13 protein-coding genes and 1 pseudogene are annotated in these 15552 nt (G+C 62.3%); 2 read left to right on the top strand and 12 right to left on the bottom strand.

What is annotated here, in order from left to right:
• Positions 1 to 6 precede the first annotated feature (6 nt).
• Entirely contained in the window at positions 7 to 588 is a 582-nt protein-coding gene (locus GEV38_RS00640; protein WP_054572503.1) for a hypothetical protein, read from the bottom strand.
• Positions 557 to 1294, bottom strand: a complete 738-nt coding sequence (locus GEV38_RS00635) for an SURF1 family protein (RefSeq protein ID WP_015268466.1) — start codon at positions 1292 to 1294, stop codon at positions 557 to 559. Before GEV38_RS00635 ends, GEV38_RS00640 begins: the two co-directional genes overlap by 32 nt.
• 63 nt (positions 1295 to 1357) lie before the next feature.
• Here GEV38_RS00635 and GEV38_RS00630 point away from each other — a divergent pair, with 63 nt between their 5' ends.
• The gene (locus GEV38_RS00630; RefSeq protein ID WP_003258925.1) at positions 1358 to 1561 is read left to right on the top strand and encodes a twin transmembrane helix small protein; all 204 of its coding nucleotides are present in this window, start codon (positions 1358 to 1360) and stop codon (positions 1559 to 1561) included.
• A 110-nt stretch (positions 1562 to 1671) separates the two neighbouring features.
• On the opposite strand, the gene GEV38_RS00625 is transcribed toward GEV38_RS00630, so the two are convergent.
• The 4 genes from GEV38_RS00625 to coxB are packed head-to-tail and all read right to left on the bottom strand — an operon-like array spanning position 1672 to position 5913.
• Positions 1672 to 2559, bottom strand: coding sequence for a cytochrome c oxidase subunit 3 (locus tag GEV38_RS00625; protein ID WP_015268465.1), 888 nt, complete (start codon positions 2557 to 2559; stop codon positions 1672 to 1674).
• Positions 2560 to 2575: 16 nt separating this feature from the next.
• The gene (locus tag GEV38_RS00620; RefSeq protein ID WP_015268464.1) at positions 2576 to 3142 is read right to left on the bottom strand and encodes a cytochrome c oxidase assembly protein; all 567 of its coding nucleotides are present in this window, start codon (positions 3140 to 3142) and stop codon (positions 2576 to 2578) included.
• 10 nt (positions 3143 to 3152) lie between these two features.
• Positions 3153 to 4742 (bottom strand): cytochrome c oxidase subunit I, encoded by a 1590-nt coding sequence (gene ctaD / locus GEV38_RS00615; RefSeq protein ID WP_015268463.1) that lies wholly within the window; start codon positions 4740 to 4742, stop codon positions 3153 to 3155.
• 43 nt (positions 4743 to 4785) lie between these two features.
• Positions 4786 to 5913, bottom strand: coding sequence for a cytochrome c oxidase subunit II (gene coxB, locus GEV38_RS00610; RefSeq protein WP_015268462.1), 1128 nt, complete (start codon positions 5911 to 5913; stop codon positions 4786 to 4788).
• Between the two features lie 369 nt (positions 5914 to 6282).
• Between coxB and GEV38_RS00605 the strand changes: the two genes are divergently transcribed.
• Entirely contained in the window at positions 6283 to 6924 is a 642-nt protein-coding gene (locus GEV38_RS00605; protein ID WP_043935172.1) for a hypothetical protein, read from the top strand.
• A 131-nt stretch (positions 6925 to 7055) separates the two neighbouring features.
• On the opposite strand, the gene GEV38_RS00600 is transcribed toward GEV38_RS00605, so the two are convergent.
• The 6 genes and pseudogenes from GEV38_RS00600 to prlC all read right to left on the bottom strand — a co-directional run bounded on the left by GEV38_RS00600 (position 7056) and on the right by prlC (position 15543).
• Complete coding sequence (locus tag GEV38_RS00600) at positions 7056 to 8588, bottom strand: SulP family inorganic anion transporter (protein ID WP_015268461.1); 1533 nt, start codon at positions 8586 to 8588, stop codon at positions 7056 to 7058.
• 192 nt (positions 8589 to 8780) lie between these two features.
• Positions 8781 to 9500: a carbonic anhydrase gene (locus GEV38_RS00595; protein WP_013970295.1), complete on the bottom strand. Its 720-nt coding sequence runs from the start codon at positions 9498 to 9500 to the stop codon at positions 8781 to 8783.
• A gap of 422 nt (positions 9501 to 9922) precedes the next feature.
• Positions 9923 to 10981, bottom strand: coding sequence for a PA0069 family radical SAM protein (locus GEV38_RS00590; protein ID WP_054572502.1), 1059 nt, complete (start codon positions 10979 to 10981; stop codon positions 9923 to 9925).
• A gap of 77 nt (positions 10982 to 11058) precedes the next feature.
• Positions 11059 to 13053: pseudogene (locus GEV38_RS00585) on the bottom strand (M3 family metallopeptidase).
• A gap of 124 nt (positions 13054 to 13177) precedes the next feature.
• Positions 13178 to 13459: a YheV family putative zinc ribbon protein gene (locus GEV38_RS00580; RefSeq protein ID WP_013970292.1), complete on the bottom strand. Its 282-nt coding sequence runs from the start codon at positions 13457 to 13459 to the stop codon at positions 13178 to 13180.
• The gene (gene prlC / locus GEV38_RS00575; protein WP_054572500.1) at positions 13456 to 15543 is read right to left on the bottom strand and encodes an oligopeptidase A; all 2088 of its coding nucleotides are present in this window, start codon (positions 15541 to 15543) and stop codon (positions 13456 to 13458) included. The genes GEV38_RS00580 and prlC overlap by 4 nt, the downstream gene beginning before the upstream one ends.
• Positions 15544 to 15552 lie beyond the last annotated feature (9 nt).

Below are 15552 nucleotides of genomic sequence, written 5' to 3'. Positions count from 1 at the left end.
AGGCTCCTAGCCGATGTTGGACAGCTTGAGCAGGTGGCGCAGGTCGTCCAGCACATGCTTGCCGTTGACCTTGGCGTCGTAGCGCAGCACCAGGTTGCCGTGTGGGTCGACGATCCACAGCTGCGGGCCGGTCTCGCCGACCTTTTGCAGGTAGCGTTGCGCATCAAGCGGGTAACGCTGCAACTGTGGATATTCGCGACCGAGCAATGCCTGGTAGTCGGCGCTTGCCGGCTGGGCAGCCGCCAGGGCATGGCTGGCACGGCTGGCATCACGACCCAGACCGACCTGGATCTGCCGGGCCAGGTACACCAGCCGCTGGCAATCCTCGGCACAGGCTGTGGGTGCGCTCACCAGCAGCTGCCAGCGCTCGCCTTGGCCCGCCACGCCGAGATCGGCAAGGGTTTCCCCGTTGCCGATCATCACGCCGTGGTAGCTGCGGCCGTCCGGCACCCAGAACTTGAGCTTGTACATGCTGGTGGCCAGAACCATCGGCCCGAGCACCACCAGCAGAATCAGCAGCAGCTGCAAACGCCCGCGGGCTCTGGGTTTGCTGCGTTCAGGCACGTCCAGTGGAGTGGCGGTGGCCATGGCGTTTCTCCTTGTTGTGGTGCCAGCCGAAGTAGAGGTAGAGCAGTACCAAAGTGGTTGCCAGGGCAAACCATTGCACGGCGTAACCCAGGTGTTTTTCCGGGCCCATGGCAACGACCGGCCAGTCCAGGCGATAGGTCGCCGGGCCGGGTTCCAGGCGCAGCTCATGGGCGAAGCCATCGCGATCGAGCTGTTGCCATAGCTGCGCGGCATCCACGGCAGTCAGCAGGTGCGGCCACTGGCCGCCTGCAGGGTCGGGGTGCAGCTGGAACGTGCTACCAGGCGCGACATACACCGAAGCGTCCAGCGCCAACGCCTGGGCAGGGGTATCGAAATGCACCGGCACGCGGCGGTCCGGCCAGGGCAGCCAACCGCGGTTGACCAGCAGCCACAGGCCGCTGGCCTGATCATGGAAGGGTTGCAGCAATTCGACACCGGCCTGGCCGTCACGCATGCGGTTGTCCAGAAGCAAGCTGTGCTCGGCGTCGAAGCGGCCATAGAGATGCACGCGGCGGAAGGCATTGTCCTGGTTCGCTGTCAGCTGGGCCGTGGCCACGGGCGCTTCGACCCGCCGCTCGGCATAGGCGGCCAGCAGCACGCGCTTTTCCTCGGCACGGCCGAGTTGCCAGCAGCCAAGCGCGATCAGCCCCGGCAGCAGCGCAAGCACCACCAGGGTTGGTACCCAGCCCGGACGAAACGGCCTCATCGGAGCCTCGTCGGGCCGATCGCTATACTTATCCACATCACCGCATCCCCCCGGAGTATCGCCATGCTCAAGGCCGCGATTGTCCTGATGCTGTTGGCCACGATTGCCAGCCTGTTCAGCGGCCTGGTGTTTCTGGTCAAGGACGATGAAAACTCGACCCGTTTGCTGAAGGCACTGACCGTGCGGGTGACCCTGGCGGCCCTCACCATCGGCCTGGTGGCCTGGGGCTTCATCAGCGGTCAGCTGGTCTCACACGCCCCCTTCTGAAACTGCACTTGTTTTGATGGCCTCATCGCCGGCAAGCCAGCTCCCACAGGGATCACCTATGCTTCAGGCCCAATGAGACCCTGTGGGAGCTGGTTTGCCGGCGATTGGCCCTAAAGCACATACACAAAGATGAACAACCCCACCCACACCACATCGACGAAGTGCCAGTACCAACTGGCCGCCTCGAAACCAAAGTGTTTCTCCGGGTTGAAATGCCCGCGCAAGATGCGCACGAACATCACGATCAGGATGATCGTGCCCAAGGTCACGTGGGCGCCGTGGAAGCCGGTGAGCATGAAGAACGTCGCGCCGTAGATACCCGACCCCAGCGTCAGCCCCAGCTTGGTATAGGCCTCGTGGTACTCGTAGGCCTGCAACGCGATGAAGCTGGCGCCCAGGACGATGGTCAGCGCCATCCAGAATTTCAGCGGGCCACGGTGGTCGCGGCGCAGGGCATGATGGGCGATGGTGATGGTCACGCTGGAGCTGACCAGCAAGATGGTGTTGATCAGCGGCAGGTGCCACGGGTCGATCACTTCCTTGGGCGGCGGGAACAGTTTCGGGTCGGGCGTGTGCAGCAGCGGCCAGGTGAATTCGAAGGTCGGCCACAACATGTGCGCAACACCCTTGGCCCCTTCACCGCCCAGCCACGGCCCGGCCAGCACGCGCACGTAGAACAGCGCACCGAAGAAGGCCAGAAAGAACATCACCTCGGAGAAAATGAACCAGCTCATGCCCCAGCGGAACGAGCGGTCCAGTTGCGGGCTGTACAGCCCCGCGCGGCTCTCCCGCACCACCGAACCGAACCAGCCGAACAGCATGTAGGCCAGGAACAACGCGCCGATGAAGAACATCAGCGGCCCGTGCGACTCGGGGTGGCCGGCCTTCATGTCGTTGAACCAGGTACCCAGGCCGAACACCGTGATGAACATGCCGATGGTGGCGATGATCGGCCACTTGCTCTGCGCCGGAACGTAGTAGTGCTCATGACTTGCCATTGCTGTTCTCCTTCCCTTAACGGGCGCCCTGGACGTCCTGGGCCGCTACATGCGCGACCGGCGGGTGGCGAGCGGTGATGTCGAACAAGGTGTAGGCCAGTGTCAGGTGCTTCACGCTGGCCGGCAGGTCGCGGTCGACAATGAAGCGCACCGGCATCTCGATGCGTTCGCCGGGCTGCAGCACCTGCTGGGTGAAGCAGAAGCACTCGGTCTTGTGAAAGTACGCCGCGGCTTCGGCCGGGGTGATGCTGGGGATGGCTTGCGCACTCATCGGCCGGTCGGTCGGGTTATGGGCGATGAAGATCATCTGGTTCACCGCACCCGGGTTGACCTCCAGCTGGTCGGCGGTGGAGTAGAAGTCCCAGACCATGTCGCTGGCATTGGTCGACATGAACTGCACCCGCACCGAACGCGTCGGGTCGCTGACCTGGCTGCCTTCGTACTGCCCTCCGGTCTTGCCGTTGATGCCGAAGGCCTTGCACATCACGTCATAGATAGGCACCAGGGCGAAGCCGAAGGCGAACATCACCACCGTCAGCATCAACAGGCGCAACACCAGACGTTTCAGCGAAAGGCCGTTCATGGCACGGTTCCTATTTCACTTCCGGTGGCGTCTGGAAGGTGTGGTAGGGCGCAGGCGAAGGGATCGACCACTCCAGGCCCTCGGCGCCATCCCATGGCTTGGCCGGTGCCGGCGCGCCGCCGCGGATGCACTTGATGACGATGAACAGGAAGAATATCTGCGTGGCGCCGAACATGAACGCGCCGATCGACGACACCATGTTGAAGTCGGCGAACTGCAGGTTGTAGTCGGGGATCCGCCGTGGCATGCCGGCCAGCCCCACGAAGTGCATGGGGAAGAAGGCCATGTTCATGCCGACGAACGATAGCCAGAAGTGCAGCTTGCCGAGGGTTTCGTCGTACATGTGGCCGGTCCATTTCGGCAGCCAGTAATAGGCCGAGGCGAAGATGCCGAAGATCGCCCCAGGCACCAGCACATAGTGGAAGTGCGCTACCACGAAGTAGGTGTCGTGGTACTGGAAGTCCGCCGGGGCGATGGCGAGCATCAGCCCGCTGAAACCGCCGATGGTGAACAGGATGACAAAGGCGATGGCGAACAGCATCGGCGTTTCGAAGGTCAGCGAGCCTTCCCACATGGTGCTGACCCAGTTGAACACCTTCACCCCGGTAGGCACGGCGATCAGCATGGTGGCGTACATGAAGAACAGCTCGCCGACCACGGGAATACCGACCACGAACATGTGATGGGCCCAGACGATGAACGACAGGAAGGCGATGGCGCCGGTGGCGTACACCATCGAGGTGTAGCCGAACAGCGGCTTGCGCGAGAACGCCGGGATGATCGAGCTGACCGCGCCGAAGGCCGGCAGGATCATGATGTACACCTCGGGGTGGCCGAAGAACCAGAACACGTGCTGGAACAGCACCGGGTCACCACCGCCGGCGGCACTGAAGAAGCTGGTACCGAAGTGGATGTCCATCAGCATCATGGTCACGACGCCGGCCAGCACCGGCATCACCGCAATCAGCAGGAATGCGGTAATCAGCCAGGTCCAGACGAACAGTGGCATCTTCATCAAGGTCATGCCTGGGGCGCGCAAGTTGAGGATGGTGGCGATCACGTTGATCGCGCCCATGATCGAGCTGATGCCCATCAGGTGGATGGCAAAGATGAAGAAGGTGACGCTGGCCGGCGCGTAGGTGGTGGACAGCGGGGCGTAGAAGGTCCAGCCGAAGTTGGGCCCGCCGCCCGGGCTGAACAGGGTCGAAACCAGCAACAGGAAAGCAGCCGGCAGCAGCCAGAAGCTGAAGTTGTTCATCCGCGGCAGGGCCATGTCGGGCGCGCCGATCATCAGCGGGATCATCCAGTTGGCCAGGCCGACGAAGGCCGGCATCACCGCACCGAACACCATTATCAGGCCGTGCATGGTGGTCATCTGGTTGAAGAACTCCGGCTGGACGATCTGCAGGCCGGGCTGGAACAGCTCGGCGCGGATCACCATGGCGAACGAGCCGCCGAGCAGGAACATGATGAAGCTGAACCACAGGTACATCGTGCCGATGTCCTTGTGGTTGGTGGTCAGCACCCAGCGCATCAGGCCCTTGGCCGGGCCGTGCGCATGGTCATGGCCGTGGGCGTGGTCGTCGATCACTGCACTCATGTCCTGTCTCCTGCAATCCATTGATTGCCGCGAGTAACCCGGTTCATTGCGCTTCTGCCTGCTTCAGCGCCAGCACGTCCTTCGGCGTGACCATGTCACCCTTGTTGTTGCCCCAGGCGTTGCGCTCGTAGGTGACCACGGCGGCGATGTCGACTTCCGAGAGCTGCTTGCCGAACGCGGCCATGGCAGTGCCAGGCTTGCCGTGGAATACGATGCCCAGATGGGCTTCCTTCGGCCCGGTGGCGATCTTCGAGCCCTTGAGCGCAGGGAACATCGGCGGCAGGCCCTGGCCTTCGGCCTGGTGACAGGCCACGCAGGTGGTGTGGTAGACCTTGTCACCACGTTCCACCAGCTCCTCCAGGGTCCATTCCTTGCTGGTCAGTTCCTTGAGCTTGGCAGCTTCAGCCTTGCGCTCGCCCAGCCAGGTGTCGTAGTCGGCCTTGGACTTGACCTCGACCACCACCGGCATGAAACCGTGGTCCTTGCCGCACAGCTCGGTGCATTGGCCGCGGTAGATGCCGGGCTTCTCGATACGGGTCCAGGCTTCGTTGACGAAACCGGGGATGGCATCACGCTTGACCGCGAAGGCCGGCACCCACCAGGAGTGGATGACATCGGCAGCGGTTACCAGGAAGCGCACCTTGGCGCCAACCGGCAGCACCAGCGGCTGGTCGACTTCGAGCAGGTAGTGCTCGTCCTTGGGTGCCTTGTTGTGGATCTGCTCGGTGGGGGTGGCCAGGTTGCTGAAGAACTCCACGTCCTGGCCAAGGTATTTGTAGTGCCACTTCCACTGGTAGCCGGTAACCTGGATATCGATGTCCGACTCGCTGGCATCGTAGATGTCGATCAGGGTCTTGGTGGCCGGGATGGCCATGGCTACCAGGATCAGGAAGGGGACCACGGTCCAGAGGATTTCCACCCAGGTGTGCTCGTGGAAATGCGCAGCCTGCTGGCCGGTGGAACGGCGGTGGATGACCATGGACCAGAACATCGCGCCAAAGACAACGATGCCGATGATCACGCAGATCCAGAAGATGGTCATGTGCAGGTCGAAGACGGCGTTGGAGACTTCCGTCGCGCCTGGGTGCATGTTCACGGTCCAGGCGGCGTTGGCCTGACCAAAAACCGACCACAACAGGAGGCCCATCCAGACATGTGGATGTCGCATCATTGCGGGTTCCCCTTCTCGTTCTTGTAGTCCCGGAGGCGTGGCCTGCGGCAAGAGGGAACGGTGGTCAAGACTACCTGGCTTCGACGACCGAGCCCCTGCTAAAAGCAGTCGGGCCTCATCAACGAATCACGTTCACCGGGAGTATAGACAGCGACCAACGGCACGCAACGAAGCCCGTGAAATGAACTTCATGAAATGGCTGAATGGCCTGAAAACCGCGCGCTTGACACGGCATGGCACAATAGTGGCTTTTCGATATGCCTGAGCATGCACACGTTTGCGCGACTTATAACAAATGCGTCTTAGGTATTCTGTATACCGAGCTAATTTAGTGTCTTCCGTTTGAAACGTAATGTCCCTGGAGTTGTCATGAACATCGCTGCTGTACGCGAGCAGGTAAGCCAAGCCCATCAACACGAAGGCCAGACCGGCCAACTGAAAAAGCGTCTCGAGCTGCAACTGCCCCACCTGCACCCCTCGATCCAACTGCCTGAGCAGGACGCCCAGGGTACTTTGGCGCGCTTCGTCAGCGCCTACATCGACCAGGTTCCGGAACTGCTGGAGGCCGCCCATGAGGTCGCCCGCGAGGCCGGGATCGAATCGCAGATCAAACCTGTACTGAAAATAGCCGAGGCCTACTTCCTGCAGCCGCCCAGCGTGATGCAAGGGCATGTGGGCCTGGACTGCCTGCTGGATGAGGCCTACCTGGCACACCGCCTGGTGGAAGAGGTGAACGACCTGTACATCCGTCACTTCCAGCAACCGTTGATCCCGGTCGACACCACCGTCGCCAACCTGATTGCCCATCAGTTGATTGGCGAGACGTTTGCCAATCAGCTGGATGAAGTAGTGCACCACTCGGTGGATGAAATGTTGAATGATGAAAGCTTCGCGGTGGAATCGGTAGAGGCCTACCGCGAGAAATTGAGCAGCCCGGAAACAGGCGCGGCATGGAAGCGCTGGCCGTGCCTGTCGCGGCAGCTGGGGGTGGAGCTGGGCCAGCCGGCCTGAAGTTCCTGTCCCGGCCTCTTCGCGGGCACGCCCGCTCCCACAGGGAAAGCACATGCCTTGATGACTGTGGATTACCTGTGGGAGCGGGCGTGCCCGCGAAAGGGCCGGCTCATGCAGCAAAGATTCCGGCTCTAGGCCCCAACCCCGGCCGTAGTCCGCATCCGCCCCTCGATCCGCCGCTTCAAGCGCCGCTGCTCGATCAGCAACCGCGACCCATTTGCTGAATTACTGCGGCCCCAATCTTCAAGCAGCTCAAGGCACGAGTGGTCGATATAGCTGAGGTTACCCAACGGCACATGCAGGGTGGTCCCCGCCGGTACGCTATCCAGCACCTGGGTCAGCGCCGGCACCTTGAGGAAGGTAGCCGCGCCACTCAACCGCAGCTCCATGTGTCCAGCCTTTTCCAGGCTGACCAGGTTGATCTTCAATCGCGCCGCCTTCAGTGCCAGCTTCAGCAAGGTCAGGGCAAAGCCCAGCAATACACCGGTCAGCAGGTCGGTAAAGATGATCGCCAGCGCCGTCGCCGCGTAGGTGAACATCGGCATGCGGCCATAGCGGCCCAGCCCACGAAACGCCTTGAAATCCACCAGCTTGACCCCGGTAAACACCAGCACACCCGCCAGGCTAGCCACCGGGATCTGCTGCAGCACGCTGCTCAGCGCCACCACGAACGCCAGCAGCCACAGGCCATGGAAGATCGCCGAAGCCCGGGTCTGCGCACCTGCCTGCACGTTGGCCGAGCTACGCACGATCACCCCGGTCATCGGCAACGCACCGAGCACCCCGCACAGCATGTTGCCGATGCCCTGGGCCGACAGCTCACGATCAAAGTCCGAACGCTGGCCGCTGTGCATGCGGTCGACCGCTGCAGCCGACAACAAGGTTTCGGCACTGGCGATGAAGGCCAAGGCAAAAGCGGCGACCAACAAGGTAGGGTCGGCCAGTTGCATCAGGTCACCAGGGCGGATCCAGTCGATAGCCTCGGACAGGTCGGCCGGCACCTGTACGCGGTTCACCGGCAAAGCCAGCCAGATGCTGATGGCCGTCATGGCCGACACACCCAGCAGGGCACCCGGGACGAAGCGCAGCCGCTGCGGTCGCAGCCGCTCCCAGCTCCACATGATGGCGATGGTGCCCAGGCCAAGCGCACCGGCCATCCAACCAGAGCCGACGCTTTCCAGCGGCAGGGCGGCGGCCACGGTCGCCGGGAACTCCAGCAGGTTCTGCATGCCGGATGGCTGCGGCGCGGTGTCGAACATCACATGCACCTGCGAAAGCACGATCAGCACGCCAATCCCCGCCAACATGCCGTACACCACCGCCGGTGCGGTAACCCGGAACCAGCAGCCCAGGCGCAGGCGCCCGGCCAGTAACTGCAGCAAGCCGGCCAGCAGCAGGATCGGCCCGAGCATGGCCATGCCGTGCTGGCGTACCAGCTCGAATACCAATACCGCCAGACCGGCGGCCGGGCCACTGACCTGCAGCGGCGAACCGGCGAGGAAACCAACGACAATACCGCCGATAATGCCGGTAATCAGGCCTTTGGCCGGCGGCATGCCAGAGGCGATCGCAATGCCCATGCACAACGGCAGTGCCACCAGGAAGACCACCACCGACGCCAGCAACTCACGCGGCAGGGCCGCTTTCAACTGTGTAATGTTCACCGTGTTTCTCCTTTCTTTGTCACACAGCCATTCCCCTGGCCGTGGGCACGTTTGCCCCTGACGAGCGCGCAGGCGCGGGCCGCCAGCGGGCGTGCCGGCAAGGCAGTCAGGGAATTCAAGGCAGCCGAAGGCCGTGCCACACCCCTACGGGGTGCAGCCGGCTATCAAGGTTCCAGCGGGTGGATGGGTCGCTTAGTAGCGGCCTCTCGGAGTAGCGCAGGGGACCGGCTCGCCAGCAGCCAAGGGCAGGAAGGTATCGCTGGCGGCGTCGTAGGCTTCGATCTTGCTGGTCTCGATGTCGTAGACCCAGCCATGGATGTACAGCTCACCGGCTGCCAGGCGCGAAGCCACCGAAGGGTGGGTGCGCAGGTGATGCAGCTGGGCGATGACGTTTTCCTTGGTCAGCACCTGCATGGTTTCGTGTTCGCTGCCGCACGAGCAGTTGTTCTCGACCACGGTGCGGGCCACTTCGGCGTGGCGCAACCAGGCGGACACGGTCGGCATCTTGGTCAGCGATTGCGGGTTGAGTACGGCACGCATGGCGCCGCAGTCGGAGTGCCCGCAGACGATGATGTGATGCACTTTCAACGCCAGTACGGCGTATTCGATGGCGCTGGAAACGCCGCCGTTCATCTGGCCATACGGCGGTACCACGTTACCGACGTTACGGGTCACGAACAGGTCGCCAGGTGAACTCTGGGTGATCAGCTCGGGAACGATGCGCGAGTCGGCGCAGGTGATGAACATGGCTCGCGGGGTTTGCGCGGTGGCGAGCTTCTTGAACAGCTCTTGCTGCTCGGGGAAAACGTCATGGTGAAAACGCAGGAAGCCGTCGACGATGTGCTTCAGGGCGGCATCGGCGCTCTCCGCGGGGACCTGCGGTACGACCTTGGATGGGTCCTTGACGGGCATGATTCATCCTCTTGACGGTGTGTAGGTAAATCCATTTTACCGGTGAAAGATTCTGGCTATGCAGGGATTTAGATGACACGCACGGGCCATAGATCACAGTCGGTGAAGACTGATTTCCTACGCTAGCGGGGAAAACTTAACTGAAACTTAATTCGAAGGCTCTAGAACGGGTGTTCCAGATAGGAAAGGCGGGTATTGGATAATAGCAAAAAAACATCAACTGCCAAGAGCCATTACTGCAATTATCAACTTTAATTAGTTGCATTGAGGGCTGGCAATGCGCCACATGCGGGCACCCGGAACCTGCGCAGAACCTGTGGGAGTGGGCGTGCCCGCGAAGGAGGCAACTCGGTACATGGCACCGGCTGTGCCGGTGTTCGCGGGCGCGCCCGCTCCCACAAAGACCGTACTCTGCTCAAGCATCAGAACAACGCCATCTGCCCACCCGGCGGGCAAAACGCCGAACAATCCAGCGCCTGCGCTTCTCGCCCTTCGAACTCCAGCCGATTCATGGCCTTGGCAAAACGCTGCGCCAGCAATTCGGCAAACACGCCTTCACCGCGCATGCGCGCACCAAAGCGGCTGTCATACAGTTCGCCGCCGCGGCTCTGGCGGATCAGGCTCAATACATGTGCCGCCCGCTGCGGGTAATGGTCCTGCAGCCATTGCTCGAACAACGGTGCCACTTCCAGCGGCAGGCGCAACATCATGTAGGCTGCGCTCTGTGCACCTGCCTCCCTCGCCGCCTCCAGCAGCCGTTCCAGTTCACTGTCGTTGATCATCGGAATCATCGGCGAACACAACACGCCCACCGGCACTCCCGCCTCGCGCAACACGCGGATCGCCCGCAAGCGCGCCTTGGGTGACGCCGCACGCGGTTCCAGCACCCGTTTCAAGTCATCGTCCAGCGTGGTCAGGCTGATCATCACCCGCACCAGGCGCTGGCGAGCCATCTCGGCCAGCAGGTCGAGGTCGCGCAGCACCAGCGCCCCCTTGGTGACGATGGTCACCGGGTGGCGAAAACGCAGTAGCACTTCGAGCAGGCGACGGGTCAGCAGTTGTTCACGCTCGATCGGCTGGTACGGGTCGGTATTGGAACCCAGGTTGATCGGCGCGCACACGTAACCCGGTTTGTTCAATTGTTGCGCAAGCACCTCGGCGGCGTTGGTCTTGGCAATCAGTTTTGTCTCGAAATCCAGGCCGGGGGAAAGGTCCCAGTAAGCGTGGGAAGGGCGGGCATAGCAGTAGATGCAACCGTGCTCGCAGCCACGGTATGGGTTGATGGAACGGTCGAAGGGCAGGTCGGGCGAGGTATTGCGACTGATCACCGATTTGGCCGTCTCTACCCGTACCTCGGTGCCCTGGGTTTGCGGCACCTCCTGATACCAGCCGTCATCCTCCGCCACCGAATGGCTGGGGGCAAAGCGGTTGTGCGGATTGTGCGCCGTGCCACGGCCCTTTTGCGGTGCTGGAGGAATCATGGCCTACCCCGAATACTGTATTCATGTACAGTATCGCGCATGCCTGATTCTTTCCAGCACCTCCGGTCAGCCCACTCTCACTTCAGGCCATGCCAACGCAGGAAGGGCAGTTGGCTTGACTGCCGGCCGAGAAACGCCTCAATGCCGTCACGTAAAGGTCGCGATGCCCCAGGGGCAAGCAATGTTTCCTGCAGCGCCCGGCCTGTGGCCCGGTCCAGCAGGCCTTGGGCCTCGAAGCGGGTGAACAGGTCGAATGCGTGCACGTCCGACCACAGATAGGCGTAATAACCGGCATCGTAGCCGTTTACCAGATGGTCGAAGGCATGCGCCGGGTGCTCGAAATCGGCCAAGGGCCAGTAGCCACAACGCTCACGGGCATCGCCCAGGCGCTGCTCGAGGGACCGGCCATCGTTCGGCGTGCCATGCAGGTCCAGATCGAACAGCGCCATGCTCAGGTCGCGCGCGGTTTCCTCCACACCTTGCTGCCGCAAGCGGCGCAGGCATTCATCGACCCGGGCCCGGGAAAGCTTGCTGCCATCCTGAAGTGGCGAAGAGATCGCCACCAGGTAATCCGCGTCCCAGACCCAGCGCTCAAACAGCTTGCCGAACAGTTCCACGCCATCGGTACCGAGTTCGGTGACGTTGGACATCACGTGGTTGGTCGTGCGCACCAGCAAATGGTGCAAGGCATGGCCAAACTCATGGAACAGCTTGCGCAGTGACAGATGGTCCAGCAACGGCTGACTACCCGGCAGCGCTGCAGGCACGTCGCTGTAGACCACCACCGAGGCCGCCTGGAAGATGCCCTCGGCATCGACCCGACGATTGCGAATGTAGGTGGTGAACACCGAGTCAGGTTGCTTGCCAGCATGCTGTACGGCGTCCAAGTACAGGAAACCGATCAAGGCGTTGTCCTGCCACACCTCAAACGGTTACACGCTTTCATCCCAGGTTGCCAGCGGCTTGGCCAGCAGCGTTACGCCAAACAGTTTTTCCGCCAACTGCTGCAATGCGCTGACCACGGCATTCAGAGGGAAGTGTTCGCGCAAGGCTTCGGTGGAAAGCACCTCGCGCGACGAGGCCTGCAGATAGGCAATGTCCCAGGGCTGGACATTCCCCAGACCTCTGGCTGCGGCCTGATGCTGCATATCTGCACGCCACTGCAGCACGGCCGGCCGCACATGGTCGGCAAGGTCATGAAGAAAGCCGCGCACCTGGGCAATCGAACCCGCGCTCTTCGAATGCAGGCTCTGCTCCAGATGGCTGGCAAAACCGAGCAAGTGGGCCTTTTCTTCCAGCAGCCTCGCCAGTTGCTCCAGGTGCGAGCGATTATCCTGCTGTTGGCCAAGGCCGACGCCTCGGGTGTTGTAAGCCCGGTATACGTGCTCACGCAGCTGCCGGTTGTCGGCATGCTTGAGCACGGCGTCGGTAGTCACGCTTTCACATGCAATCAACCAACCCGGCTCAACCGCCTCCTGTGCCCTGCTAGCCAGCTCGTCACGGATGCGTTGAGGTACACCGCTCAGTTCGGACTCATCCGTAATGCTCAGCCCTGGCCGGTTGATGTTGCTGCGAAACGCCTCGCGCGCAGCGCCAATCCGTTTCAGCAGTTCGGCCAGGCGTACCTTGCCTGCGGGGTCGAGCGATGCACCACTGGAGGTGAACTTGTGCAGATGCCAGCGCAGCGTGGCGCGTTTCTGGGCATCCAGCTGCTTGCCGATGTCGCTGTTGGCCAAGCGCTCATACAGGGCCTGCAGTGCTGAATTGGCGAATTTCTGTTCGAACCGCTCCGTGGCCTTGGCGAAGAAGTCGAAGATGGCACCGGCCCAGGCTTGATCCCGACCAACCAATGGCGAGGCGGCATACAACACCGTCAGCAGTTGACTATCCAGCCCGTCCACCGCCAGCACCATGTCATCCCAGGTTGGCAGTTCCTGCTGTTCGCGAATGATGCGCTCGATGCCTTGCTCGTGCGCCAACAGCACGTGGTCGAAGGCAAACTGCATGTTTTGAAGCGTGATCGAAGGATAATCGACGGGGATACGGCTATTTTGCAGAAGGGGGTTGTCCATGGTGCAACACCTTGCTCGTAGAGAAGAGCAGGCGAGCTTGCATGGCCAGCGTGCAGCAGGTGGCCTGACTATCTACCACCCGGGGCATGCCCGCCCGGGCACGAACCCGGGCGGCACGACGGCTTTATTCAGCCGGTTTCTTCAGCTTCGGGTTGGGGAAGAACTGCACCGTCTGTACCTTGGCCGGCGCGGCTTTCGGCTCCAGATGGTTGACCCGGGTGCCGAGCTCCTTCGGCACCGACAAGCCCTGCTCGTTGAGGGTGTCAGTAAAGCCGCAGGCCACGCACTCGCGGTGCGGTACTCCGTCTTCGTTCCACATCATCAGCTTGTCGGTCTCGCTGCACGCCGGGCATACCGCCCCGGCAATGAAGCGTTTCTTGGTCTTGTTCACGGCTACCTCGCTCATGCTGCAGCGTCCTCGCTCAGGCCACTATGGCGCAGCAAGGCATCGATGGAAGGCTCACGGCCACGGAAGTCGACGAACAGCTCCATCGGCTCGCGCGAACCACCACGTGCCAGGATCGCCTCGCGGAAGGCTCGGCCGGTTTCGGCATTCAGCACGCCTTCTTCCTCAAAGCGCGAGAAGGCGTCTGCCGACAGCACCTCGGCCCACTTGTAGCTGTAGTAGCCCGCCGCATAACCACCAGCAAAGATGTGCGCAAAGCTGTTGGGGAAGCGGTTGTACGCCGGTGGGCGCATGACAGACACCTCGTCGCGCACGCCTTCGAGCACCTGCAGCACGCTGCGGCCGTCGCCATGGGTTGCATGCAGCTCGAAGTCGAACAGCGAGAACTCCAACTGGCGTACCATCATCATGCCCGACTGGAAGTTCTTTGCCGCCAGCATCTTGTCCAGCAGGTCCTGGGGCAGGGGGGCGCCGGTTTCGTAGTGGGCGGAGATCAGTGCAAGGCCTTCCGGCTCCCAGCACCAGTTTTCCATGAACTGGCTCGGCAGTTCGACCGCGTCCCAGGCCACGCCGTTGATGCCGGATACACCGGCATGCTCGATGCGGGTCAGCATGTGGTGCAGACCGTGGCCGAACTCGTGGAACAAGGTGGTGACTTCATCGTGGGTCAAAAGCGCCGGCTTGCCGGGCGCGGCCGGGGTGAAGTTGCACACCAGGTTGGCCACGGGGCTCTGCAACTGGCCAGCGGCTGTGCGGCGACGGTCACGCGCGCCATCCATCCAGGCGCCGCCACGCTTGTTGGCGCGCGCGTAGAGGTCGAAGAAGAAGCGGCCGACGTGCTGGCCGTTTTCCTTGATCTCGAACAGGCGCACATCCGGGTGCCAGCTGTCGAAGCCCTTGAGCTCGGCAATCTCGATACCGTAAAGGCGCTGCACGATGCTGAACAGGCCACCCAGCACCTTGTCGATCGGGAAGTAGGCGCGCAGGGCTTCCTGCGACACGCTGTAGCGCTGCTCGCGCAGCTTCTCGCCGAAGTACCCGGCGTCCCAGCTGGCCAGCTCAGGGCAGCCCTGCTCGGCGGCATAAGCCTTGAGCTGCTCCAGGTCCTGGGCGGCGAACGGCTTGGACCGCTTGGCCAGGTCACGCAGGAAGCTCAGCACCTGGTCACTGGACTCGGCCATCTTGGTGGCCAGGCTAAGCTCCGCGTAGTTCTTGTAGCCCAGCAGTTCGGCCAGCTCCTGGCGCAGGTCAAGGATTTCCTGCATCACCGGGCCGTTGTCGAACTGGCCGGCATTCGGGCCCTGGTCCGAGGCGCGGGTGCAGTAGGCCGCGTATAGCTCTTCGCGCAGGGCGCGGTCGCTGGCGTAGGTCATCACCGCGTAGTAGCTGGGGAATTCCAGGGTGATCAGCCAGCCGTCGAGGCCCTTGGCCTGGGCGGCCGCGGCCATCTGCGCCTTGGCCGAATCGGTCAGGCCGGCCAGCGCGGCTTCGTCGGTAACATGCTTGGTCCAGGCCTGTGTGGCGTCGAGCAGCTGGTTGGAGAAACGGCTGCCCAGCTCGCTGAGCTTGCTCTGCACTTCGGCGTAGCGCTGCTGTTTATCCGCCGGCAGGTCGATACCCGACAGGCGGAAGTCCCGCAGGGCGTGCTCGAGGATAGTCTTTTGCGCCACATCGAAGCCGGCGGCTTCGGGGCTGTCGATCAGCGCCTGGTAGGCTTCGAACAGCGCACGGTTCTGGCCCAGTTCGGTAGAGTAGGCGCTAAGCGCCGGCAGGCAAGACTCGTAGGCTTCGCGCAGCTCAGCGCTGTTGCACACCGCATTGAGGTGGCTGACCGGGCTCCAGGCGGCGCCCAGGCGGTCATTCAGTTCGTCAATGGCCAGCACCAGGCCAGCCCAGGTAGGGTTCTTGCCCTGCTTTTCGAGGATCTCGGCAATGGCTTTACGGTTGTCGGCCAGGATCGCTTCGATCGCCGGCAACACGTGTTCGGCACGGATTTGCGAGAAGGGCGGCAGATCGTAGGACTGCAGAAGCGGGTTGTTCGCACTCACGGTTTGGATACCTTGGCAGAAGAAACACTGCCCCATCTTAATTAC

It is taken from the genome of Pseudomonas sp. 13159349 (assembly GCF_013305685.1).
GTDB lineage: Bacteria > Pseudomonadota > Gammaproteobacteria > Pseudomonadales > Pseudomonadaceae > Aquipseudomonas > Aquipseudomonas asiatica.
Note: the sequence above shows the minus strand (reverse complement) of the source record. Positions and strands in the feature narration are given on the sequence as shown.